The sequence below is a fragment of the Ramlibacter rhizophilus genome, from assembly GCF_004681965.1.
GTDB lineage: Bacteria > Pseudomonadota > Gammaproteobacteria > Burkholderiales > Burkholderiaceae_C > Ramlibacter > Ramlibacter rhizophilus.
In genome coordinates, this window is the sequence record NZ_SMLL01000006.1 from 166,150 (window position 1) to 187,167 (window position 21,018).

General features: G+C 69.9%; 22 protein-coding genes. 6 read left to right on the forward strand and 16 right to left on the reverse strand.

Translation table 11 applies throughout. The features are described 5' to 3' along the window. Position 1: 1 nt before the first annotated feature. The 6 genes from EZ242_RS15730 to sucC form a co-directional block, all read right to left on the reverse strand. Positions 2–616 (reverse strand): FHA domain-containing protein, encoded by a 615-nt coding sequence (locus EZ242_RS15730; protein WP_135286130.1) that lies wholly within the window; start codon positions 614–616, stop codon positions 2–4. 55 nt (positions 617–671) lie between these two features. Beyond that, positions 672–1,457 carry a Stp1/IreP family PP2C-type Ser/Thr phosphatase gene (locus EZ242_RS15735; RefSeq protein ID WP_135286131.1) on the reverse strand — a complete coding sequence of 262 codons (786 nt, stop codon included), beginning with the start codon at positions 1,455–1,457 and terminating at the stop codon, positions 672–674. Then, positions 1,454–3,988 carry a CHASE2 domain-containing serine/threonine-protein kinase gene (locus EZ242_RS15740; protein ID WP_240787118.1) on the reverse strand — a complete coding sequence of 845 codons (2,535 nt, stop codon included), beginning with the start codon at positions 3,986–3,988 and terminating at the stop codon, positions 1,454–1,456. Before EZ242_RS15740 ends, EZ242_RS15735 begins: the two co-directional genes overlap by 4 nt. 212 nt (positions 3,989–4,200) lie before the next feature. After that, a complete protein-coding gene (locus tag EZ242_RS15745; protein ID WP_135286133.1) occupies positions 4,201–4,908 on the reverse strand; it encodes a TerC family protein in 708 nt (235 codons plus the stop codon). Between the two features lie 123 nt (positions 4,909–5,031). Continuing rightward, on the reverse strand, positions 5,032–5,925 hold the full coding sequence (sucD, locus tag EZ242_RS15750; protein ID WP_135286134.1) for a succinate--CoA ligase subunit alpha: 894 nt from the start codon (positions 5,923–5,925) through the stop codon (positions 5,032–5,034). 10 nt (positions 5,926–5,935) lie between these two features. Further along, positions 5,936–7,099: an ADP-forming succinate--CoA ligase subunit beta gene (gene sucC, locus EZ242_RS15755; RefSeq protein ID WP_135286135.1), complete on the reverse strand. Its 1,164-nt coding sequence runs from the start codon at positions 7,097–7,099 to the stop codon at positions 5,936–5,938. Between the two features lie 153 nt (positions 7,100–7,252). On the opposite strand from sucC, the gene argC reads away from it, so the two are divergent. Next, positions 7,253–8,173 (forward strand): N-acetyl-gamma-glutamyl-phosphate reductase, encoded by a 921-nt coding sequence (gene argC / locus EZ242_RS15760; RefSeq protein WP_135286136.1) that lies wholly within the window; start codon positions 7,253–7,255, stop codon positions 8,171–8,173. A 123-nt stretch (positions 8,174–8,296) separates the two neighbouring features. Here argC and recX read toward each other — a convergent pair whose 3' ends face one another. Further along, on the reverse strand, positions 8,297–8,749 hold the full coding sequence (gene recX, locus EZ242_RS15765; protein ID WP_135286137.1) for a recombination regulator RecX: 453 nt from the start codon (positions 8,747–8,749) through the stop codon (positions 8,297–8,299). Positions 8,750–8,754: 5 nt separating this feature from the next. Beyond that, entirely contained in the window at positions 8,755–9,819 is a 1,065-nt protein-coding gene (gene recA / locus EZ242_RS15770) for a recombinase RecA (protein ID WP_135286138.1), read from the reverse strand. Between the two features lie 139 nt (positions 9,820–9,958). Between recA and EZ242_RS15775 the strand changes: the two genes are divergently transcribed. The 3 genes from EZ242_RS15775 (at position 9,959) to EZ242_RS15785 (ending at position 12,634) form a co-directional block, all read left to right on the forward strand. Further along, positions 9,959–10,438 carry a MarR family winged helix-turn-helix transcriptional regulator gene (locus tag EZ242_RS15775; RefSeq protein ID WP_135286139.1) on the forward strand — a complete coding sequence of 160 codons (480 nt, stop codon included), beginning with the start codon at positions 9,959–9,961 and terminating at the stop codon, positions 10,436–10,438. A 62-nt stretch (positions 10,439–10,500) separates the two neighbouring features. Further along, positions 10,501–11,175 (forward strand): response regulator transcription factor, encoded by a 675-nt coding sequence (locus EZ242_RS15780; protein ID WP_135286140.1) that lies wholly within the window; start codon positions 10,501–10,503, stop codon positions 11,173–11,175. Between the two features lie 7 nt (positions 11,176–11,182). Beyond that, positions 11,183–12,634, forward strand: a complete 1,452-nt coding sequence (locus EZ242_RS15785; RefSeq protein ID WP_135286141.1) for a sensor histidine kinase — start codon at positions 11,183–11,185, stop codon at positions 12,632–12,634. Between the two features lie 10 nt (positions 12,635–12,644). On the opposite strand, the gene EZ242_RS15790 is transcribed toward EZ242_RS15785, so the two are convergent. The 4 genes from EZ242_RS15790 to EZ242_RS15805 are packed head-to-tail and all read right to left on the reverse strand — an operon-like array spanning position 12,645 to position 14,776. Then, positions 12,645–13,301, reverse strand: a complete 657-nt coding sequence (locus tag EZ242_RS15790; protein ID WP_135286142.1) for a glutathione S-transferase family protein — start codon at positions 13,299–13,301, stop codon at positions 12,645–12,647. Positions 13,302–13,315: 14 nt separating this feature from the next. Beyond that, positions 13,316–13,519 carry a hypothetical protein gene (locus tag EZ242_RS15795; protein ID WP_135286143.1) on the reverse strand — a complete coding sequence of 68 codons (204 nt, stop codon included), beginning with the start codon at positions 13,517–13,519 and terminating at the stop codon, positions 13,316–13,318. 25 nt (positions 13,520–13,544) lie between these two features. Then, positions 13,545–14,300, reverse strand: coding sequence for a biotin--[acetyl-CoA-carboxylase] ligase (locus tag EZ242_RS15800; protein WP_135286144.1), 756 nt, complete (start codon positions 14,298–14,300; stop codon positions 13,545–13,547). Between the two features lie 2 nt (positions 14,301–14,302). Beyond that, on the reverse strand, positions 14,303–14,776 hold the full coding sequence (locus tag EZ242_RS15805; RefSeq protein WP_135286145.1) for an SET domain-containing protein: 474 nt from the start codon (positions 14,774–14,776) through the stop codon (positions 14,303–14,305). A gap of 125 nt (positions 14,777–14,901) precedes the next feature. Between EZ242_RS15805 and EZ242_RS15810 the strand changes: the two genes are divergently transcribed. Next, positions 14,902–17,856 carry a DNA topoisomerase III gene (locus EZ242_RS15810; protein ID WP_135286147.1) on the forward strand — a complete coding sequence of 985 codons (2,955 nt, stop codon included), beginning with the start codon at positions 14,902–14,904 and terminating at the stop codon, positions 17,854–17,856. Positions 17,857–17,976: 120 nt separating this feature from the next. On the opposite strand, the gene EZ242_RS15815 is transcribed toward EZ242_RS15810, so the two are convergent. The 4 genes from EZ242_RS15815 to EZ242_RS15830 all read right to left on the reverse strand — a co-directional run bounded on the left by EZ242_RS15815 (position 17,977) and on the right by EZ242_RS15830 (position 20,491). Continuing rightward, a complete protein-coding gene (locus tag EZ242_RS15815) occupies positions 17,977–18,810 on the reverse strand; it encodes a gamma-glutamyl-gamma-aminobutyrate hydrolase family protein (protein ID WP_135286149.1) in 834 nt (277 codons plus the stop codon). Next, a complete protein-coding gene (locus tag EZ242_RS15820; protein WP_135286150.1) occupies positions 18,800–18,994 on the reverse strand; it encodes a hypothetical protein in 195 nt (64 codons plus the stop codon). Before EZ242_RS15820 ends, EZ242_RS15815 begins: the two co-directional genes overlap by 11 nt. A 99-nt stretch (positions 18,995–19,093) precedes the next feature. Next, a complete protein-coding gene (locus EZ242_RS15825) occupies positions 19,094–19,720 on the reverse strand; it encodes a hemerythrin domain-containing protein (protein ID WP_135286152.1) in 627 nt (208 codons plus the stop codon). A gap of 120 nt (positions 19,721–19,840) precedes the next feature. Continuing rightward, positions 19,841–20,491 (reverse strand): ProQ/FinO family protein, encoded by a 651-nt coding sequence (locus tag EZ242_RS15830; RefSeq protein ID WP_135286153.1) that lies wholly within the window; start codon positions 20,489–20,491, stop codon positions 19,841–19,843. 41 nt (positions 20,492–20,532) lie between these two features. Between EZ242_RS15830 and EZ242_RS15835 the strand changes: the two genes are divergently transcribed. Next, positions 20,533–21,009 (forward strand): FKBP-type peptidyl-prolyl cis-trans isomerase, encoded by a 477-nt coding sequence (locus EZ242_RS15835; RefSeq protein WP_135286155.1) that lies wholly within the window; start codon positions 20,533–20,535, stop codon positions 21,007–21,009. Positions 21,010–21,018: the final 9 nt, after the last annotated feature.

Below are 21,018 nucleotides of genomic sequence, written 5' to 3' on the forward strand. Positions count from 1 at the left end.
ATCAGGCCTGCACGAACTGCATGCGCGTGCCGGCCAGCTCCAGCACGTCGCCGGCCTGCAGCGTGACGGGCTCGGCGCCGATCGGCTCGCCGTTGAGGACCAGCCGCAGCTCGCCGTCCACGTGGTTGACGCTGAAGCCGTGGGCGCGCCGCGTGATCGCGGCCACCGCCACGCCCGGCTTGCCCAGGGTGGTGACCACCTTGACGAGCGGCACCTCGCGCCCCGTGGCGGCGCCGGAAAGGACCTTGACGAACGCCTGCGGGCTGGCAGGCGGCTGCGCAGCCGCCTGCGGCGCCGCGCTCGCCTGCTCCTGCGCGCCCGGCGCCGGCGCCTCGGCCAGGTACTTGATGCGGTAGCGGCCGATCTCCACCACGTCTTCGGGCTGCAGGGCCTGGCGCTTGACCGCCTTCCCGTTGACGTAGGTTCCGTTGGTGCTGTTCAAGTCCTCAAGGAAAACACCCTCCGCGGTCATGTGCACCACCGCGTGCTCCCCGCTGACCGCGAGGTTGTCGATCACGACATCGTTGTAGGGCCGGCGCCCGAGGGTGGTCCGGTCCTTGGTGATCTGGATTTCCTTGATGACGACACCGTCGATCGACATGATCATCTTCGGCATGGTCCCGCTCCTGGTCCTTGTCTTTGAATAAGCCTGTGGGGCCGTTCGGCCGGGCTCATTGTCCCAGCAGCCGCGACAGCAGCCCCCGGCGAGGTCCGCCGGCCTCGGCGCAGGCCAGCACGACCGAGACATTGTCCCGCCCGCCGTTCGCATTGGCCGTCTCCACCAGCCGGTCGGCCTTGTGCTCGAGGTCCGCCTGCATCTGCAGGATCGCCGCGATGCCCTGGTCGTCGACCATGTCGTTCAGGCCGTCCGAGCAGAGCAGGTAGCAGTCGCCCGCTTCCACCCGGTGCTCGGCCAGCTCCAGCAGCACGGTGTCCTCCACGCCCAGGGCCCGGGTGACCAGGTTGCGCTGCGTGGAGGTGGCGGCCTGGTCGGCCGTGATGAGGCCGGCGTCGAGCTGCTCCTGCAGCAGCGAGTGGTCGCGCGTGAGCTGCACCAGTCGCCCGCCGCGCAGGCGATAGCAGCGCGAGTCCCCGATGTGCCCCAGGACCAAGCGGCGGTCCTGGAAGACGGCCAGCACCAGCGTCGTGCCCATGCCTTCGTACTGGCGGTTGGCATGCGCGGCGTTGAAGATGGCGCGGTTCGCGTTCTCCACGCAGATCTCCAGTGCGCGCCGCAGCTCGCGGGCGTTGGCGCGGCCACCCGCCTGCGCCAGCCAGCGGCCCAGCTCGCTGCGGATGAAGGTGGTGGCCATGCCGCTGGCAACCTCGCCGGCGTTGTAGCCGCCCATGCCGTCGGCCAGCACCGCCAGGCGCTGGTCGGCATCGACGGTGACCGAGTCCTCGTTGTTCGGCCGGGTGAGGCCTGCGTCGCTGCGGGCGCAGAAGCGGTAGTTCATGCGCCGGCCTGCGGTGCGGAGGCGGCCGGTGCTGCCGGCGCGAGCAGCGCCACGCAGGCGCGCAGTTCGGCGGCGAAGACCAGGCCGTCGGGCAGGCGCGCCTCCGGGTGCTTGGCAAGCGCGCGCGCGACGAGCTCGGCGAGCGGCTGCGGCATTGAAGGCGCGTGCTCGCGCAGGTCGGGCGCCGGGTGGTGGGCCACCGCATACATGACCGCGGCCAGCGAGTCGCCTTCGAAGGGCAGGCGACCGGTGAGCAGCTGGTAGAGGGCCACGCCCAGGGAATAGAGGTCCGAGCTGCCGGCCACCGGCAGGCCGGCGAGCTGCTCGGGCGACATGTAGTTGGGCGTGCCCAGCAGGGTGCCGGTGCGGGTGCGGCTCGCGTCCATGACGCGGGCGATGCCGAAGTCCGTGACCTTGACCTGGTCGGACCGCGGCTCGTACATGATGTTGCCGGGCTTGACGTCCCGGTGCACCACGCCCTGCGCGTGCGCATAGGCCAGGGCCTCGGCCACGCGCGCGGCGATGGACAGCACCGTGCGCGCGGGCAGCAGCTGCTGCGGATCGCAGTGCCGCGTGAGGTCGTGGCCCTGGAGCAGCTCCATGGCGATGTAGGCCAGGTCGTGCTCTTCGCCGGCGTCGTAGATGGTCACGATGTCCGGGTGCGCGAGGCGCCCGGCCGTCTCGGCTTCGCGGAAGAAGCGTTCGCGGATCTCGTCCAGCTCGGGACCGGCGAACTCCTTGCCGAGCGCCAGGGTCTTGATGGCCACGGCGCGCCCGATGCGCGGGTCGCGCCCGAGGTACACCACGCCCATAGCGCCCTTGCCCAGCTCCTTTTCCAGCTGGTAGCGCCCGAGCATGGGCCGCTCGACTCCCTCGCCACCCAAGGCCAGCGTGGCCGCGGTCTCGCCCCCGCCCGACAGCATGACCGTGTCTGCCAAGCGCTGCGCTCGCGCGAGCCGCGATGGCAGGTCCTTATAGCTTGCATCCCAGCCGGCCATGTGGCGGTAGATGGCCTCGGCCTTGTTGTACTGGCGCTTGCGTTCGAAATCGAGGGCGAGGCTGTACAGGTTGTCCATCACTGCCTCGCCGAGGGGCACGCGGCGGAAGCGGTCGAAGGCCATGTCCAGCTGGCCCTGGCCCTGCAGGGCCAGGCCCATCATGCGGTGGGCCTCGGCGGTTTCGTCGTCGGCGCGGCGCTTGCCGGCTTCGGTCTGGAGGAAGCGGCGGGTGGTCAGGGCCAGGTGGCCGGCCAGCAGCAGCGTGGCCGGCAGCATCATGGGCACCCAGGTGGCGCTGCGCGTGAGCAGCAGCAACTCGGCCCCCAGCAGGCCCGCGAACAGGAGGCCGGTGGCCCAGGCACCCTGGCGGGCCGAGAGGCGCCCGAGCAGCGCCAGCAGGTACAGCGCCACCAGCCCCACCAGCAGCGTCGCGACCCAGCCGGCCCAGGCCGGCTGGACCATGGAGTCCGCCTGCAGCAGGCTGGAGGTGATGTGCGCCAGCATCTCCACGGGCGCGAGCGCCGGATGGCCCGGTACCGCGAAGAAGCTGCCCACGCCCGCGGCGGTGGCGCCGACCAGGACGATCTTGCCCGCATACCGGCTCGCGTCGATGCGGCCGGAAGCGACCTCGTGGAAGGCATCGATCGAAAACGCAGGCTTGCCCGTGCCGGCGTAGAACTGCGGCAGCACGCGCGCCTGCTCGTCGGTGGGGATGCGCAGCCCGCCCAGGCGGATGTCCTGCCCCGGGCCGAGGCGGATGTCGGCAGGCTGCAGGTTCAGTGCGCGGGCAACGGCCAGCAGGGCGATGGAAGGTACCGCGCGGCCATCGAAGTCGAGCAGCAGGGGCAGCTCGCGCACGGCGCCATCGACGTCGGTGAGGTGGTTGAGGTGGCCGATGCCGGCCGCGGCGGCACCGATCGGCTCGATGGGGACCAGCGCATCACGCGCCGCCGGCATGTGGCCGGGCGCGGGCGGCAGGGCGCTGCGCGTCGCCCAGGCGGGCAACGGGCGGTCCGGGCGGCCGAGCGGTTCGCCCAGGGTCAGGACCGCGGGCAGGAGGACCTGGCCGGAGCGGGCCAGGCTGTCGGCCAGCACGGCATCCGGGTCCAGCGCACGCTCCGCCTGCGCGAGCAGGGCGGCGATCTCGGTCCCGGGCGCGGGCGGCAGCAGGCGCTTGAGTCGCTGCACGTAAGCCAGGCCCCGGTCCGCCTGCGGCTCGACGAAGAGCGAGGTGTGGACCACGACCTTGGCCCCGCCGGCGGCGAGCTGGTCGATGAGCCGCGCATGCACGTCGCGCGGCCAAGGCCAGCGGCCCATGGCGGCCAGGCTGGCGTCGTCGATGGCGATGATCGCGACGCGGTCGGAGGGGGTGCGGTCGCGCAGCGTGCTGGCGAAGTCGAAGAAGCGCCGCTCCAGGGTGGCGATGGCGTCGGTGCCCAGGTGCAGCGCCAGCACGGCCACCACCACCGCCGCCGCGAGCAGCGGTTCGGTGCGCCAGACGGCGCCAAGTCGCTTGGAAGTTAGCCTGCCCACCCGAAGTCCCATTCGCCGATCGCAGGCGGGCGGCCCCGCCGCCCTGCGCCTGCGCCGGAACCGGAGCCCACGTTAGCAGAGCTTACAGACGCTTACAAGGACGCCGGGCGCCCGGCCGTTGTAACAGGCCCCGGGTGCGGTGGGCAGCCAACAGGCGCGATGAGTCGCCTCGGTCGGCGGCCGCGAAGGCGTGCCACCGACCGGTCCGTTCCTCAGGCCGCCGCCGAGCCGCGGTTGGCCCGCACCTTCGACACGATCTTGCCGAGGGCCAGGACGAGCAGCGCGCCTGCCGCGGCTGTCGCGTACTCCCAGGTCTTGTCGGCGGGCAGGTAGGGCTTGGCGGCCGGGTCGGTGTAGGCCATCTGGCCCGCGATCCAGCCCAGCAGCATGCCGCCCAGGGTGATGATGATGGGGAAGCGGTCCATCAGCTTCAGCACGATCTGGCTGCCGGCCACGATGATGGGGATGCTCACCAGCAGGCCGAAGATCACCAGGCCCATCTGGTGGTTGCCCGCGCTTTCGGCGGCGCCCGCGATGGCCAGCACGTTGTCGACGCTCATGACCAGGTCCGCCACGATCACGGTCTTCACCGCGCCCCAGAGCTTGTCGCTGGGGCTGATGTTGGCGTGGGAGTCCTCGTCCTGCGGCACCAGCAGCTTGACGCCGATCCAGACCAGCAGCACGGCGCCGACCAGCTTCAGGTACGGTACCGCCAGCAGGGCGAGCGCGAACGCGATGAGGATGACGCGCAGGATGATGGCACCGGCCGTGCCGTAGATGATGCCCATCTTGCGCTGCGCGGGCGGCAGGCCCCGGCAGGCCAGCGCGATGACGACGGCGTTGTCACCACCCAGCAGGATGTCGATGAGGATGATCTGGCCGACGGCGACCCAGAAGGCGGGTGAGGCAAATGCTTCCATGATGTTGTTGTGCGCCGAGCGAAGCCGGCGGTCAGTTCAGCAATGAAGGGACGGACAAAGGGCCGATTGTCGGCGAGGACAACCGGCCCTGGGTTGTGGATCACCACACCCGGCGGACAGCGATTAAAGCAGGCCCTTGAGCAGCTTGGCCATCTCGGACGGGTTGCGCGTGACCTTGAAGCCGCACTCCTCCATGACGGCGAGCTTGGCGTCGGCCGTGTCGGCGCCGCCGGAGATCAGCGCGCCGGCATGGCCCATGCGCTTGCCGGGGGGCGCCGTCACGCCGGCGATGAAGCCGACGATGGGCTTTTTCATGTGGTCCTTGCACCAGCGCGCGGCCTCGGCTTCGTCGGGACCGCCGATCTCGCCGATCATGATCACGGCGTCGGTGTCCGGGTCGTCGTTGAAGGCCTTCATGACGTCGATGTGCTTGAGGCCGTTGATCGGGTCGCCGCCGATGCCCACGGCGCTGGACTGGCCCAGGCCGATCTCGGTGAGCTGGGCCACGGCTTCATACGTGAGCGTGCCCGAGCGCGAGACCACGCCGATGCGTCCCTTGCGGTGGATGTGGCCGGGCATGATGCCGATCTTGATCTCGTCGGGCGTGATGAGGCCCGGGCAGTTGGGGCCGAGCAGCAGCGTCCGCTTGCCGCCGGCGGCCTCCTTGGCCTTCATCTTGTTGCGCACTTCGAGCATGTCGCGCACCGGGATGCCCTCGGTGATGCAGATGGCCATGTCCAGGTCGGCCTCCACGGCCTCCCAGATGGCGGCGGCAGCGCCCGCGGGCGGCACGTAGATCACGGAGACCGTGGCACCGGTCTGGGCGGCCGCTTCCTTCACGGAACCGAAGATCGGGATGTCGAAGATCTTCTCGCCGGCCTTCTTGGGGTTCACGCCGGCGACGAAGCAGTTCTTGCCGTTGGCGTATTCCTGGCACTTCTCGGTATGGAACTGGCCGGTCTTGCCCGTGATGCCCTGGGTGATGACCTTGGTGTCTTTGTTGATGTAGATCGACATGGGAATTCCTTCAAGCCTTGACGGCGGCGACGACCTTCTGGGCCGCTTCAGCCATGGTGTCCGCGCTGATGATGGGCAGGCCCGATTCGGCCAGCATCTTCTTGCCCAGTTCCTCGTTGGTGCCCTTCATGCGCACCACCAGCGGCACGTTCAGGTTCACGGCCTTGCAGGCGGTGATGACGCCGGTGGCGATGGTGTCGCAGCGCATGATGCCGCCGAAGATGTTGACCAGGATGGCCTTCACCTTGGGGTTCTTCAGCATGATCTTGAAGGCCTCGGTCACCTTCTCCGGGGTGGCGCCGCCGCCCACGTCGAGGAAGTTGGCCGGCTCGGCGCCGAACAGCTTGATGGTGTCCATGGTGGCCATGGCCAGGCCGGCGCCATTGACCAGGCAGCCGATGTTGCCGTCCAGGCTGATGTAGGCCAGGTCGAACTTGCTGGCTTCGATCTCGGCCGGGTCCTCTTCGTCGAGATCGCGCAGGGCGACGATCTCGGGGTGGCGGAACAGCGCGTTGGAATCGAAGTTGAACTTGGCGTCCAGGGCGGTGATGGTGCCCTTGCCGTCACGATTGAGCGGATTGATCTCGACCAGCGAGGCATCCGTCTCCATGTAGCAGCGGTACAGCTTCTTGAACACGTCCACGGCCTGGGCGGTGGAGTCCGCGGGAATGGCGATGCCGTCGGCGATTTCCTTGGCCTGCGCGTCGGTCAGGCCCGCGAGCGGATCGACGAAGACGGTGATGATCTTCTCGGGCGAAGAGTGCGCCACTTCCTCGATGTCCATGCCGCCCTCGCTGGAGGCGATGAAGGCGACCTTCTGCGTCGCGCGGTCGGTCACGACCGAGACGTAGTACTCCTTCTGGATGTCGGCCCCGTCCTCGATGTACAGGCGCCGCACCTTCTGGCCCTCCGGGCCGGTCTGGTGGGTCTTGAGCTGCATGCCCAGGATGTCGCCGGCCAGGCGCTTGACGTCCTCGATCGACTTGGCCACCTTCACGCCGCCACCCTTGCCGCGGCCGCCCGCGTGGATCTGCGCCTTGACCACCCACACCGGGCCACCGAGCTTCTGCGCGGCTTCCACCGCTTCCTGCACGGTGAATGCCGGAATGCCACGCGGCACGGGCACGCCGAAGTTGCGCAAGATCTCCTTGCCTTGGTACTCGTGAATCTTCATGAGGGTGTCTCTCGGGAAACTGGGGGGAGTCCCGGCGCGAAGATGGCAGGCCGGGGTGCGGGTGCCGAAGCAGCAACCGGCGACTGTATCATGGTGCGCTGCGACAAACTGCCGCTCATCCGTGGGGAAGCGGCCCTGCCACGGGAGCTTTCCATGCCTAAAGTTTTCATCGACGGCGAAGCCGGCACCACCGGTCTGCAGATCCGCGAGCGACTCGACAAAATGGCCGAGGTCGAGCTGGTCAGCATCGCCCCCGAGCGCCGCAAGGACCCGGCGGCCAAGCGCGATCTGATGGCCGGCGTGGACCTGGTCATCCTCTGCCTTCACGACGACGCGGCGCGCGAATCTTCCGCCATGGTCGATGCCATCGAGCGTGAACAGGGCCGCGGCCCCCGGATCATCGATGCGTCCACCGCGCACCGCACGGCCGAAGGCTGGGTCTATGGCTTCCCCGAGCTCGCGCCCGGGCAGCGCGAGGCGGTGGCCCAGGCCCGGCGGGTGAGCAACCCCGGCTGCTACGCCACCGGCGCGATCGCGCTGGTGCGCCCGCTGGTGGACGCTGGCCTGCTGCCCGCCGACTGGCCGCTCGCCCTGCCTTCCGTCAGCGGCTACTCGGGCGGCGGCCGCACCATGATCGAGGACTACGAGCAGGGACGCGCACCGGCCTTCGAGCTCTACGCCCTGGGCCTGAAGCACAAGCACCTGCCCGAGATCATGAAGTACACGGGCCTGACGCGCCGGCCCATCTTCACGCCCTCGGTCGGCAACTTCCGCCAGGGCATGCTGGTGCAACTGCCGCTGCACCTGGACCTGCTGCCCGGCAAGCCCGCGCCGCAGGACCTGCACGAAGCCTTGGCACGGCACTACGCCGGCAGCGAGTGGGTCAGCGTGGAGCCGCCCACCGAGAGCGGCAAGCTCGATGCGCTGGCCCTGAACGACAGCAACCGGATGGAGCTGCGCGTCTTCCACAACATGGACCACCACCACGCGGTGCTGGTCGCCCGGCTGGACAACCTGGGCAAGGGCGCGAGCGGGGCGGCGGTGCAGAACCTGCGGCTGATGCTGGGCGTCTGAACCGGGGGAGCCCCCATCCCAGCCTTCCCCCAGAGGGAGAAGGTGCAAGACCCCCCTCCCCCGCTGGGGGAGGGTCGGGGTGGGGGCCCCGCGCGCCAGCCAAGCCACTGACACGGCAGCGCCCTACTCCTCCAAGACCTCGCCGCCCAGCACCTTCCGGATCACCTCGCCGCCGAACCCGCGCGCGGCCAGGAACCTCGCCTGCTTCATGCGCTGCGCCGCATCCTGTGGCAGCTCGCCGAAACGCCTTTGCCAGACCTCCCGCGCCCGCGCCACTTCCGTGCCGCGCAACTGCGCGATGGCCTGCGCAATGCGCTCGCCATCCAGCCCCTTGGCCTGCAGCTCCTGCCGGATGCGCAGCGCGCCCAGGCGCGGCGCGCGGCGGTGCAGCACCGACTCCACCACCCGCTCCTCGCTGATGAAGCCCTTGGCCTGCAGCTCGTCGAGGACGCGCTGCAGCTGCCCCGCTTCTTCCTCGTGCGCGGCCAGCTTGCGTTCGAGCTCCCGGCGCGAGTGCTCGCGCTGCGAGAGCAGGCGCAACGCCCGCCCCTTGAGCGAGAGGGCCGGGGCCGGCATGCGGCTTACTTGCTGTCGTCGGCCTCGAGGCTGGCCGGCAGCAGCGGGATGCCCAGCGAGTCGCGGACCTTGTTCTCGATCTCGCGGGCCAGCTCGGGGTTCTCGCGCAGGAACTCGCGCGCGTTGTCGCGACCCTGGCCGATCTTTTCACCGTTGTAGGCATACCAGGCGCCGGACTTCTCCAGGATGCGCCCGGTCACGCCCATGTCGATGATCTCGCCCTCGCGGCTGATGCCCTCGCCGAAGAGGATGTCGAACTCGGCCGTCTTGAAGGGGGGCGAGACCTTGTTCTTGACCACCTTGACCTTGGTCTCGTTGCCGATGGCCTCCTCGCCCTTCTTGATGGTGCCGGTTCGGCGGATGTCCAGGCGCACCGAGGCGTAGAACTTCAGCGCATTGCCGCCGGTGGTGGTCTCGGGGCTGCCGAACATCACGCCGATCTTCATGCGGATCTGGTTGATGAAGATGACCATGCAGTTGGTCTTCTTGATGGTGGCCGTGAGCTTGCGCAGCGCCTGGCTCATGAGGCGCGCCTGCAGGCCGGGCAGGGAATCGCCCATCTCGCCCTCGATCTCGGCCTTGGGCGTGAGCGCGGCGACGGAGTCCACCACGATCAGGTCCACGGCGCCGGAGCGCACCAGGCTGTCCACGATCTCCAGGGCCTGCTCACCGGTGTCGGGCTGGCTGATCAGCAGGTCCGGCAGGTTCACGCCCAGCTTCTGCGCGTACTGCACGTCCAGCGCATGCTCGGCGTCCACGAAGGCGCAGGTGCCGCCCTGGCCCTGCATCTCGGCGATGACCTGCAGGGTCAGGGTGGTCTTGCCGGACGACTCCGGGCCGTAGATCTCGATCACCCGCCCGCGCGGCAGGCCGCCCACGCCCAGGGCGATGTCCAGGCCCAGCGAGCCGGTGGAGACCACCTGGATGTCCTCGATCTTCTCGCCCTCGCCCAGGCGCATGATCGTGCCCTTGCCGAACTGCTTCTCGATCTGGGCCAGGGCGGCTTGCAGCGCCTTGGATTTCTCGGTGTCGGCGGCGGCGATCTTGCTGCCCTTGACTTGCGCGTCCATGGGTTTCTCCTTCGGGGGTCGTTGAGTCGGTGTTCGCATCCGGTGGCGGAAAGTACAGGCTGGATGCCTGACCAGTACTGTAGCGGCGAGTCGCGCTGCTTTCCCGTGTTTTTTGGTCAGTTTGCCTTACCATTTGCGAATGCCCGACATTCGCGACGCCGGCTGGCGTTCCACCCACCTGGGCCGCCTGCTCGGCCATGCCTCGCGCCGCTTCGACGAGCGGGTGCTGCACCTCATGGCGCACAACGTGGACGTGCCCCTGGCGCTGTCGCACCTGGCCGCCCGGGGGCAGGTGGGTGCCGCCCACGTGCACCTGACCCGCCACCTCGCGCTGGAGGGCTCGCGCCTGACCGAGCTGGCCGCGCGCGCCGGCATGAGCAAGCAGGCCATGGGCGACCTGGTGACCCAGTGCGAGGCCTGGGGCCTAGTGGTGCGCGAGCCCGACCCGCTGGACGCACGTGCCCGCCGGGTGTGCTTCACGGCCGCCGGGCTGGCCTGGCTGCAGGCCTTCCGGGATGCGGTCGCCCAGGCGGAGGCCGAGTTCAACGCCGAAGTGGGCGAGGCCGTGGCCACGGTCATGAAGATCGGCCTGGAGGCCTGGGCCGCACCGGCGGCCTAGAATCGCGCCCACAGCCGCCACGTTCCTGCGCGCGTCGAGAGCGGCGAGACAGGAGACGAGCCATGCGCATCCTCATTGCCGAAGATGACCAGGTGCTGGCCGACGCGCTGCTGCGCAGCCTGCGCGCCTCCGGCGCCGCCGCCGACCAGGTCTCCAGCGGGTCCGAGGCCGATGCGGCCCTCCTGACGAACAACGAGTTCGACCTCCTCATCCTCGACCTGGACCTGCCCCGCCTGCATGGCCTGGAGGTCCTGCGCCGGCTGCGCGGACGCGGCTCCTCGCTGCCCGTGCTGATCCTCACCGCCGCCGACAGCGTGGAAGAGCGCGTCAAGGGCCTGGACCTGGGCGCCGACGACTACATGGCCAAGCCCTTCTCGCTGCAGGAGCTGGAGGCGCGCGTGCGCGCACTCACGCGCCGCGGCATGGGCGGCACCAGCAGCAGCATCCGCCACGGCCCGCTGGTGTACGACCAGGCGGGGCGCGTGGCCACCATCGACGGCCGTGCGGTGGAACTGTCCGCGCGCGAGCTGGGCCTGCTCGAAGTGCTGCTGCAGCGCGCCGGCCGGCTGGTCAGCAAGGACCAGCTCGTGGAGCGCCTGTGCGAGTGGGGCGAAGAAGTGAGCAACAACGCGATCGAGGTGTATATCCACCGCCTGCGCAAGAAGATCGAGAAGGGCCCGATCCGCATCGCCACCGTGCGCGGCCTGGGTTACTGCCTCGAGAAGATCCCGGGCTGAAGAAGCCATGCGCCTCTTCCAGCGTGAGCAGCGCTCCCTCTTCGGGGAGATCCTCGACTGGATGCTCACGCCCCTGCTGCTGCTGTGGCCGGTCAGCCTGGCGCTGACCTGGGTGGTGGCCCAGAGCATCGCCGCCAAGCCCTTTGATCGCGCGCTCGAACACAACGTGCACCTGCTCGCGCAGCGCGTGGCGGCGCAGGACCAGCAACCCGGCTTCGACATGCCGCGCGCGGAACGCAGCTTCCAGGCCGCCGACGACACGGACCAGGTCTTCCACCAGGTCCGCGCGCCCAAGGGCGACACGCTGGGCGGCGAGCGCGACATGCCGGCACCGCCCGATACCGAGCCGCACCTAGTGGGCGAGGTGCGCCTGCGCGACGACGTGTTCCGTGACCTGCCCGTGCGCGTGGGCCACACCTGGGTGGCCCTGCCCGGCGGCGACCTGCTGCTGGTGCAGGTGGCCGAGACGCGCGACAAGCGCTCGGTGCTGGCCACCGAGATCATCAAGGGCGTGATGCTGCCGCAGTTCGTCATCCTGCCGCTGGCGGTGCTGCTGGTGTGGCTGGCGCTGGTGCGCGGCATCAAGCCGCTGTCGCAACTGGAAGAACGCATCCGCGCGCGCCGTCCCGACGACCTCTCGCCGCTGGACGAGAAGGCCGTGCCGCTGGAGGTGGCGCCGCTGGTGTCCTCGGTGAACGACCTGCTCACGCGCCTGAAGGAATCCATCTCGCTGCAAAAGCGCTTCCTCGCCGGCGCCGCGCACCAGCTCAAGACGCCGCTGGCCGGGCTGCGCATGCAGGCCGACCTGGCGCAGCGCGAGGACACCAACGCGCAGGCGCTCAAGCAGTCGCTCAAGCAGATCGGCCGCGCGAGCATGCGCGCCACCCACACGGTCAACCAGCTGCTCTCGCTGGCCCGCGCCGAGGCGAGCGGCGCCACGGTGGTGGCCTTGCAGGGCTGCGATTTGGCCGAGATCACGCAGGAAGCGGTGCTGGAGCTGCTGCCGCGCGCGCTCGACAAGCGCATCGACCTGGGCTACGACGGTCCCGAGCCGGGCGATCCTGCCGTGCGCCTGCACGGCAACCGCACGCTGCTCAAGGAGATCGTGGTCAACCTGCTGGACAACGCCTTGAACTACACGCCCTCCAGCGCCGAGCAGCCGGGCGTGATCACGGCGCGCCTGGTACCGGACGCGTCCGCGCAGGCGCTGGTGCTGCAGGTGGAAGACACGGGGCCGGGCATTCCCGCCTCCGAACGCGAGCTGGTGTTCCAGCCCTTCTACCGCGCCCTGGGGACCAACGTGGACGGCTCGGGCCTGGGCCTGTCCATCGTGCGGGAGATCGCGCGCCAGCACGGCGCCGAGATCCGCATCGACGAGGCCCACCCCGGGGCCACGCCGCCGGGTACGCGCATCAGCGTGCGATTCACCGCGCGCGAGCCCGCGGCCGCGATCGCGTGACCGGCTGGCCTCAGGCCGGCTTGTAGAGATTGAGCTGCAGCCGCTCGCGCTCGATCACGCGGGCCACGGCGGGTTCCTTGGCCAGCTTCTGCGCCTGGGACCACAGCGTGACGAAGCGCTCCGGGTCGATGCCGGCGATGCCGCCCCAGCGCAGCACCGTGAGCGCATAGGCGTCGAGCGGACCGACCGCTTCGCCACCCAGCCACGGGCCCTGCGCCACGGCGCGCGCCGCGAAGGACTCCAGCTCCTGCAGCAGCTTGGCGTAGACGCCGACGTTGAAGGCCTTGACCTGCGCCTGGGCCTCGGTGCCGTCCACGAACTTGTAGGGCATGAAGACGTGCGTGAAGGTCGGGTGCACGGTGTTGTTCAACCAGGCGAGCTGCTCCATCACGCGGGCGCGGGCCAGGGGCTCGGTGGGCAGGAAGCGCTGCTCGGGGAAGCGGTCGTGCAGGTAGCCGATGATGGCCAGGATCTGCGTGATGACCACGTCGCCGTCGACCAGCACGGGCACCTGCCCGCGGCTGTTGATCGCGCGGTAAGCCGCCTCGTTCTGCTCGCCCTTGTGCAGCTTGACCATCGTCGGCTCGAAAGGCGTGCCGCTGAGTTCGAGCAGCACGTGCGGAACGAAGGAACAGGCGCCGGGGGCGAAGTACAGCTTCAGGGTCATTCGAAGTCTCCAGGTCAGGTGTTCGGGTCGGATGCGCGAGCCGCCAGGTGCTGTGCCGCGGCGCCGACGCGCAGCAGCTCGGGGCGCAGCTGCCGTTCCAGGCGCTGCGGCTCGGCCTGGGGCACCGGCCCGAGGCCCCAGGGTCGCAGCAGGCCCTGGGCCCAGGCGAACCAGGCGGCGTTGGCGAGGATCAGCAGGAGAACGAGCGGTCGGAGCATGGAAGAAGGGATCGGCGCGCAGGGTTCAGGCCGGTCGGACGCTGACCTCCTCGCTGGTCACGCAGAGCGTGCCGGCCGCAGTATGCACCAGCAGCCCGCCCGATCCGGACACGCCGCACGCCGTGCCGAGGCGCCCGTCGCTGAGGGTCACCGGGGTGTCCCACAGCAGGTCGCGGGCGCGGTAGCGCTCCACGAAGGCGCCGAAGCCGGCCTGCTCGAACTCCCGGAGCGCCCGGGCCAGCGGCGCGGCCACGCGCAGCAGCACCTCGCCGGCCTGCGCCTGCGGCCACAGCGCGCGCAGTGCGGCCGGCGGGGTCGAGAGGCCGGCGCCATCGCGGGGTGCGATGTTGATGCCCACGCCCACCACCGCCTGGCGCAGGGCCTCGCCCGTCCCGGCGGTCTCCACCAGGATGCCGCCGAGCTTGTGCCCGCCGACCCACAGGTCGTTGGGCCACTTCAGGCCAACGGCCGGATGCAGCATCTCGGCCACCGCCACGCCGACGGCAAGCGACAGCCCCGACCACTCGCGCGGTGCGAGCGGCAGGCCCAGGGAGAAGGTGAGCGAATCGCCGGGATCGGCCTGCCAGGCCCGCCCGCGGCGACCGCGACCGGCGGTCTGCCGTTCGGCCACCAGCAGCACCGGCTGGGTGGAGCCGGCGCGCGCGCGCCGCATGAGTTCGCTGTTGGTGGAGTCGATCTCGGGGGCGAGCTCCACGCGCACGCCGGGCATCAGCGGCGCGAGCTCCTCGCGCAGGGCCTGCAGCGGCCAGGCGCACTCCATCGTCAGCGCCGGCGCTTGGGGGCCAGCAGCGTGCCCCGGCAGTCCGCCGCGCCGCACCAGCAGGGGTACTCGGCCTTGAGCTTCTTCGTGTAGGGCTCGTCGATGATGAGCCCGTAGTCGTAGTTCAGCTCTTCGCCGGCGCGGATGTTGCGCAGCGCCTTGATGAAGATGCGGCCCTCCACCTCGTCGGCCTCGCAGTTCGGGTCGCAGGAGTGATTGATCCAGCGCGAGGTGTTGCCCCCGTGCAGGGCGTCGATGACGCGGTCCTCGTCGACGTGGAAATAGAAGGTGTGGTTGGGATCGCTGGGATCGTGCGGGTGGCGGCGCTGGGCCTCCTTCCAGCTGATGATCTCGCCCACGTACTCGATGATGGTCTCGCCCTCGGCGATGTCCTGCAGCGCGAACACGCCGCGGCCGTGGATTCCCGAGCGACGAGCCTGGATCTTGCGGCCGCGGCCCGGGGCGGTGGATGGCATCTCTGGAAACTCTGGTAAGTTGAAGGTGTGCACAGGCGCGTGCGCGCACGCGCGAGAGCCGCGATTGTAGGAACAACCTGGTGCCCGGTCGCCTCAGAATCCGGGCCCAACCCCATCAAACACACATGAGCAAGACACTGGTCATTGCCGAGAAACCGTCCGTTGCCCAGGACATCGTGCGGGCGCTGACGCCCGCCGTGGGCAAGTTCGACAAGCACGACGAGTACTTCGAGAACGAGCGCTACGTGGTCACCAGCGCCGTGGGCCACCTGGTGGAGATCCAGGCGCCCGAGCAGTTCGACGTCAAGCGCGGCAAGTGGAGCTTCGCCCACCTGCCGGTGATCCCGCCCTACTTCGACCTCAAGCCCGTGGACAAGACCAAGGGCCGCCTGAACGCCGTGGTCAAGCTGGCCCGGCGCAAGGACGTCACCGAGCTCGTGAACGCCTGCGACGCGGGGCGCGAGGGCGAGCTGATCTTCCGGCTGATCGAGCAGTACGCCGGCGGGGCCAAGCCGCTGGGCAAGCCCGTGCGGCGCCTGTGGCTGCAGTCCATGACGCCGCAGGCGATCCGGGACGGCTTCGACAAGCTGCGCACCGACCGGCAGATGGAGGGCCTGGCCCACGCCGCGCGCTCGCGCTCGGAAGCTGACTGGCTGGTGGGCATCAACGGCACCCGCGCCATGACCGCATTCAACTCGCGCGACGGCGGCTTCTTCCTCACCACCGTGGGCCGGGTGCAGACGCCCACGCTGGCGGTGGTGGTCGAGCGCGAGGAGCAGATCCGCAAGTTCGTCAGCCGCGACTACTGGGAGGTGCACGCCACCTTCGCCGCCGAAGCGGGCGAGTACGCGGGCAAGTGGTTCGACCCGCAGTGGCGCAAGAACCCGGACGACGCCGAGCAGCGGGCCGACCGGCTCTGGTCCCTGCAGCAGGCGCAGTCCATCGCCGACGCCGTGCGCGGCAAGCGGGCCACGGTCACGGAGGAAGCCAAGCCGACGACGCAGGCTTCGCCCCTGCTGTTCGACCTGACCTCCCTGCAGCGCGAGGCCAACGGCCGCTTCGGCTTCTCGGCCAAGACCACGCTGGCCCTCGCCCAGAGCCTGTACGAGCGCCACAAGGCACTGACCTACCCGCGGACCGACTCGCGCGCCCTGCCCGAGGATTACCTCGGCACCGTGAAGCAGACGATGCAGATGCTGGCGACCAGCGGCATGGGCCACCTCGCGCCGTTCGCGAAGCAGGCCATCGAGCAGGGCTACGTCAAGCCGAGCAAGCGCATCTTCGACAACGCCAAGGTCAGCGACCACTTCGCCATCATCCCGACGCTGCAGGCCCCCAGCGGCCTGTCCGATGCCGAGCAGAAGCTCTACGACCTGGTGGTGCGGCGCTTCCTGTCGGTGTTCTTCCCGAGCGCGGAGCACCTGGTCACCACGCGCATCAGCCAGGTGGAGCAGCATCGCTTCCGCACCGAGGGCAAGGTGCTGGTCCGCCCGGGCTGGCTCGCCATCTGGGGCAAGGAAGCCGACGTCGAGGGCGACGAGAACAGCAAGGTGCTGGTTGCGGTGGCGCCGGGCGAGAAGGTGCTGGCCGAGGCCGTGGAGGCCAAGGGCCTGAAGACGCGTCCCCCCGCGCGCTACAGCGAAGCGACGCTGCTGGGTGCCATGGAGACCGCCGGCAAGAACATCGAGGACGAGGAACTGCGCGAGGCCATGCAGGAAAAGGGCCTGGGCACCCCGGCCACGCGCGCGGCCATCATCGAAGGCCTCATCAACGAGAAGTACATGCTGCGCGAGGGCCGCGAGCTGATTCCCACGGCCAAGGCCTTCCAGCTCATGACGCTGCTGCGCGGGCTGGACGTGCAGGAACTCTCGCGCCCCGAGCTCACGGGCGAGTGGGAATACAAGCTCGCGCAGATGGAGCGCGGCCAGCTCAGTCGCGACGCCTTCATGCAGCAGATCGCGGAGATGACGCAGCGCATCGTGCAGAAGGCCAAGGAGTACGACCGCGACACCGTCCCCGGCGACTACGCCACGCTGTCGACGCCCTGCCCCAACTGCGGCGGCGTGGTCAAGGAGAACTACCGCCGCTACACCTGCAGCGGCAGGAGCGGCACCGGCGAGGACGCCTGCGGCTTCTCCTTTACCAAGATGCCGGCCGGACGCGCCTTCGAGCTGCACGAGGTGGAGCAGTTCCTGCGCGACAAGCGCATCGGACCGCTGGAAGGCTTCCGCTCCAAGGCCGGCTGGCCCTTCACCGCGGAGATCGCGCTCGCCTACAGCGAGGAGGACCGGAACTGGAAGCTGGAGTTCGACTTCGGCGACGAAGCCGACCCGTCCGAGACCGGCGAGCTGGTGGACTTCAGCGGCCAGGAGGCGCTGGGCCCCTGTCCCAAGTGCGGCGCGCGGGTGTTCGAGTTCGGGAAGAACTACGTGTGCGAGCACAGCCTGCCCACGCCCGCGCAGGCCACGCCCTCGTGCGACTTCAAGAGCGGCCAGATCATCCTGCAGCAGCCGATCGAGCGCGAACAGATGCACAAGCTGCTGGCCACCGGCAAGACCGACCTGCTGGACAAGTTCGTGTCCACGCGCACACGCCGCGCGTTCAAGGCCTTCCTGGTCTGGGATGCCGAGGCCGGCAAGGTGAACTTCGAGTTCGAGCCGCGCGCGAGCAAGTTTCCGCCGCGCAAGGCCGCCGGCAAGTTCGCGGCCAAGTCGGCGGCGCGCGCCGCGCCCGCCGGCAAGACGAGCACGGTCGCCGCCGGCAAGGCGCCAGCGAAGAAGGCGCCGGCCAAGAAGGCAGTGGCCGCCAAGAGCGCCGCGCCCAAGGCCCCTCGCAAGACCACCGCAGGCCTCCGGCCCAGCCCGGCCCTCGCCGCCGTGGTGGGCAGTGAACCGGTTGCCCGCACCGAGGTGATCAAGAAGCTGTGGGACTACATCAAGGCCCACGGCCTGCAGGATGCGACGAACAAGCGGGCGATCAACGCCGACGACAAGCTGCGCGCCGTGTTCGGCAAGCCGCAGGTGACGATGTTCGAGCTGGCCGGCCTGGTGGGCAAGCACCTGGAGCAGGTGGGGCAGTAGGTGAAGCCCCCTTCCCCCTTTGGGGGAAGGCCGGGATGGGGGCCGCGCTGAGGTGGCATTGTCGGCGCGCCAGCCCCCACCCCCACCCTCCTCCAGAGAGGGAGGGAGTTTGCTTCGCACTCACCCCGCGCGCGCCTTGGCCTCCGACACGGCCCCCAGGAAGTCGCGCAGCAGCGCCGTGTCGTCGATCGACTCGGACAACCCGGGCTGGTGCCACTCCGGGTGCCACTGGACGGCCGCGATGTAGCTCGCGCCCGCGTCCTTGCGGCGGATGGCCTCGATGACGCCGTCGCTGTGGCTCACGGCCTCCACCACGAATTCGTCGGCCAGCCGCTTGATGCCCTGGTGGTGGATGCTGTTGACGCGCACGCGCTGCACGCCGGGGTACAGCGCCGCCAGGCGCGTGCCCGGCACGATGTCGATGCTGTGGTAGTTGTTGTCGTAGATGGCGGCGTCGCGGTGCACCAGGGACTCGGGCACCTGCGTGTTGATGTCCTGCCAGAGCGTTCCACCGAAGGCCACGTTCAGCAACTGCAGCCCACGGCAGATGCCGAAGACCGGCTTGCCTTGGGCAACGAAGGCTGCGACCAGCGCCTGGTCGTATTCGTCGCGAATGCGGTCGCCGGCCCAGCGCTCCTCCATGGGCACTTCGCCGTAGCTGCCGGGCCAGACGTCCGATCCGCCATGGAGCACCAGACCGTCGAGCCACTGCGCATAGTGCTCGTAGGTGACATCGCCGCGGGCCGTGCTGCCGGTGGGGCAGGGCACCATGACGACCATCGCGCCCGAGGACATGAGCCAGTGCGCGACGCTCTGCTCCACGTACTGCAGCGTCTTGCCGGTGAAGAAGGAACGCGTGGGGTCGGCGTGCGAAAAGCAGGCCGACAGGCCGATCTTGAGGCGCCGGTTGGCACGGGCCTCCCGCAGCTCCTGGGCGCGCGCTTCAGCCAGCACGGTCGTCCCAGACCTTCTGCGCGGCGTCGTCCTCGCTCGGCCCCTCGGGTTCGCGGGCCTCGCGGCGGCCTTCGGCCACTTCGGCCGGAAGCGGCGCGCGCGGGGCGTCCCGGCGGGCAGCGGGCGAGTCCTTGGCCTCAGGGGCCGGCCGGCGTTTCACCGCAGCTTGGCGCTCGATCTCCATGCCGCCACCTTAGGCCAGGCGGACAGCTCGAGCCGTAGGACAGGGCAATCAGCGGCTGCGCGACGTCTCGGATTTCCAACGCGAAACGCCGCAAGGGATCTACAGCCAGCGGCCGCTTGCCCCCGTTCGCGTGCCGCTGCCGAAGCGATGCGGCCGGCTGGAAAGCAGGCGGTTGCCGAGCAGCACGCCGCCCGCGACCAGACCGGCGGCCAGCGCAATGGACGTGGCGGGCAGGGACCGGGCCATGTTGGTGGCCATCGCGCCGCTGCGCGGGGCCATCAGCTCCAGCCGGCGCCGGGTCATCTTGGCGCCGAGTTCGCCGAGGCGGTCGCGCATCAGCCGCTCGGCCTCCGGTAGCACGGTGGTCTCCTCGTCGGCCACGTGGTGCATCACGTCACGCATCAGCTCCATGAAGGTGCCGTCGTAGCCGGCGTCGGTGGGCTCCATGTTGCGAAGCTGGGTGATCAGCCGGCGCATCTCGTTGTGCTCGGGCACGGCCTTGCGCAGGAAGTCGCTGTCGGAGACGGCCCGCATGGCCGGATAGAAGATCTCCTCCTCGAGCTGCGCATGCACCTCCAGCGCCAGGCAGACCGTGTTCACCAGGCCCTTCTTGACCCGGGGCGCGCTGTCGGTCTGGTACTGGTGGAAGGCGGCCAGCACGTGGGCATGGTCGGTGCGGATCATGTGCGTGGCATAGGGCGCCACGCGTTCGATCAAGGCGTTCATCGGGGGGACTCCTGGCAGGGGGATGGGCGATCCCGCCGGTTGTACCCACGCCCCTGCGCGCCGGCTGTAGGTCGGCGCCGGCACCGGTCCGGCTTTGCGCCGCCGGCCCCGGTCCGGCGCTCAGCCGGCGCCCGCTTCCACCGCCTGTCGCACCACGGCCGGGTCCAGGCCGTACATGTCCGCGAACTCGTCCATGGGTCGCCCGCTGGCCTTGAAGGCGCGCACCAGGGCCTCGCGCCGCGCGGTCTGCGCCGCCAGTTCGGCAAACGCCTCGTCCAGCAGCGACAGCGCCGTCTCGTCCTGCGTGCGGACCTGCTCCAGGTAGGCCTCGCGCGAGAGGCCGCTTGCCTGCACCGTGCGCACCAGGTGCGCCACCGCCCAGGCACGGGCCGCCTCCGAACCGCGGGCTTGCCGGCGGCGGAAGACCTCGACGATGGCGTGCTGCACGTGCTCGGGTGCGACCGGCTCGACCGGCTCGCCGTCCAGGTCGTGGCGTGCGTCGCCCTCGGCCACGGCCTCCAGGTAGCGGGTGGACCGCACGTGCTGGCCCAGGGCCTGCTTCAGCTCGTCCTTGGCGAAGTCGCCCGGGTGGCGGGCCATGAGGTCCTCGAACACGCCGCGCTTGAGCGGCCGGAAGCGCGCGCCGAAGAGCCGCGGATACAGCTCCCACAGCCGGTTCAGCAGGGGATGCACGGTGCGCGGCGCGCGGGCCGTCTTGCGGCTGGCCTTGGCCGGGCGCGGCGGCGGGGACTGGGATTCGGTTTCGCTCATGTGGCTGCGACTGTAGCGGGCCGGGTTGCACAATCCGGCCCATGAACATCGACAAAGATTCCGTGGTGACGATGCGCGTGCGCATCGCCGATGACAAGGGCCAGCTGATCCAGGACGGCAAGCAGCCCATGGCCTACCTGCATGGCGGCTACGACAACACCTTTCCCAAGATCGAGGAGGCGCTGCAGGGCCGCACCGTGGGCGACGAGCTGTCGCTGGTGCTCACACCCGCCGAGGGCTTCGGAGAGCGCGACGAGGCGCTGCTGCGCACCCTGCCCAAGCGGGACTTCCCGCCCGGGGTGAAGGTGGGCGGCCAGCTGGAAATGCCCGGGCCCAACGGCCATCCGCTGCCCTTCACCGTGAGCAAGATCAAGGGCGACACGGTGCACCTGGACGGCAACCATCCCCTGGCCGGACGCACCCTGCGGCTGTCGATCAAGGTGACCGGCGTGCGGCCGGCCAGCGCCGAGGAACTCGCGCACCGGCACGTGCACGGCGAAGGTGGGCATCACCACTGAAATGGAACG

Excerpts from the sequence above, each read along its gene's own strand:
- EZ242_RS15830 (WP_135286153.1), bottom strand. The coding sequence starts at position 20,491 with ATGAGCGAAACCGAATCCCAGTCCCCGCCGCCGCGCCCGGCCAAGGCC.
- recX (WP_135286137.1), bottom strand. The coding sequence starts at position 8,749 with ATGCCGGCCCCGGCCCTCTCGCTCAAGGGGCGGGCGTTGCGCCTGCTC.
- sucC (WP_135286135.1), bottom strand. The coding sequence starts at position 7,099 with ATGAAGATTCACGAGTACCAAGGCAAGGAGATCTTGCGCAACTTCGGC.
- EZ242_RS15795 (WP_135286143.1), bottom strand. The coding sequence starts at position 13,519 with ATGCTCCGACCGCTCGTTCTCCTGCTGATCCTCGCCAACGCCGCCTGG.
- recA (WP_135286138.1), bottom strand. The coding sequence starts at position 9,819 with ATGGACGCGCAAGTCAAGGGCAGCAAGATCGCCGCCGCCGACACCGAG.
- sucD (WP_135286134.1), bottom strand. The coding sequence starts at position 5,925 with ATGTCGATCTACATCAACAAAGACACCAAGGTCATCACCCAGGGCATC.
- EZ242_RS15810 (WP_135286147.1), top strand. The coding sequence starts at position 14,902 with ATGAGCAAGACACTGGTCATTGCCGAGAAACCGTCCGTTGCCCAGGAC.
- EZ242_RS15820 (WP_135286150.1), bottom strand. The coding sequence starts at position 18,994 with ATGGAGATCGAGCGCCAAGCTGCGGTGAAACGCCGGCCGGCCCCTGAG.
- EZ242_RS15745 (WP_135286133.1), bottom strand. The coding sequence starts at position 4,908 with ATGGAAGCATTTGCCTCACCCGCCTTCTGGGTCGCCGTCGGCCAGATC.
- EZ242_RS15775 (WP_135286139.1), top strand. The coding sequence starts at position 9,959 with ATGCCCGACATTCGCGACGCCGGCTGGCGTTCCACCCACCTGGGCCGC.
- EZ242_RS15735 (WP_135286131.1), bottom strand. The coding sequence starts at position 1,457 with ATGAACTACCGCTTCTGCGCCCGCAGCGACGCAGGCCTCACCCGGCCG.
- argC (WP_135286136.1), top strand. The coding sequence starts at position 7,253 with ATGCCTAAAGTTTTCATCGACGGCGAAGCCGGCACCACCGGTCTGCAG.
- EZ242_RS15805 (WP_135286145.1), bottom strand. The coding sequence starts at position 14,776 with ATGCCATCCACCGCCCCGGGCCGCGGCCGCAAGATCCAGGCTCGTCGC.
- EZ242_RS15780 (WP_135286140.1), top strand. The coding sequence starts at position 10,501 with ATGCGCATCCTCATTGCCGAAGATGACCAGGTGCTGGCCGACGCGCTG.
- EZ242_RS15785 (WP_135286141.1), top strand. The coding sequence starts at position 11,183 with ATGCGCCTCTTCCAGCGTGAGCAGCGCTCCCTCTTCGGGGAGATCCTC.
- EZ242_RS15825 (WP_135286152.1), bottom strand. The coding sequence starts at position 19,720 with ATGAACGCCTTGATCGAACGCGTGGCGCCCTATGCCACGCACATGATC.
- EZ242_RS15790 (WP_135286142.1), bottom strand. The coding sequence starts at position 13,301 with ATGACCCTGAAGCTGTACTTCGCCCCCGGCGCCTGTTCCTTCGTTCCG.
- EZ242_RS15730 (WP_135286130.1), bottom strand. The coding sequence starts at position 616 with ATGCCGAAGATGATCATGTCGATCGACGGTGTCGTCATCAAGGAAATC.
- EZ242_RS15835 (WP_135286155.1), top strand. The coding sequence starts at position 20,533 with ATGAACATCGACAAAGATTCCGTGGTGACGATGCGCGTGCGCATCGCC.
- EZ242_RS15800 (WP_135286144.1), bottom strand. The coding sequence starts at position 14,300 with ATGGAGTGCGCCTGGCCGCTGCAGGCCCTGCGCGAGGAGCTCGCGCCG.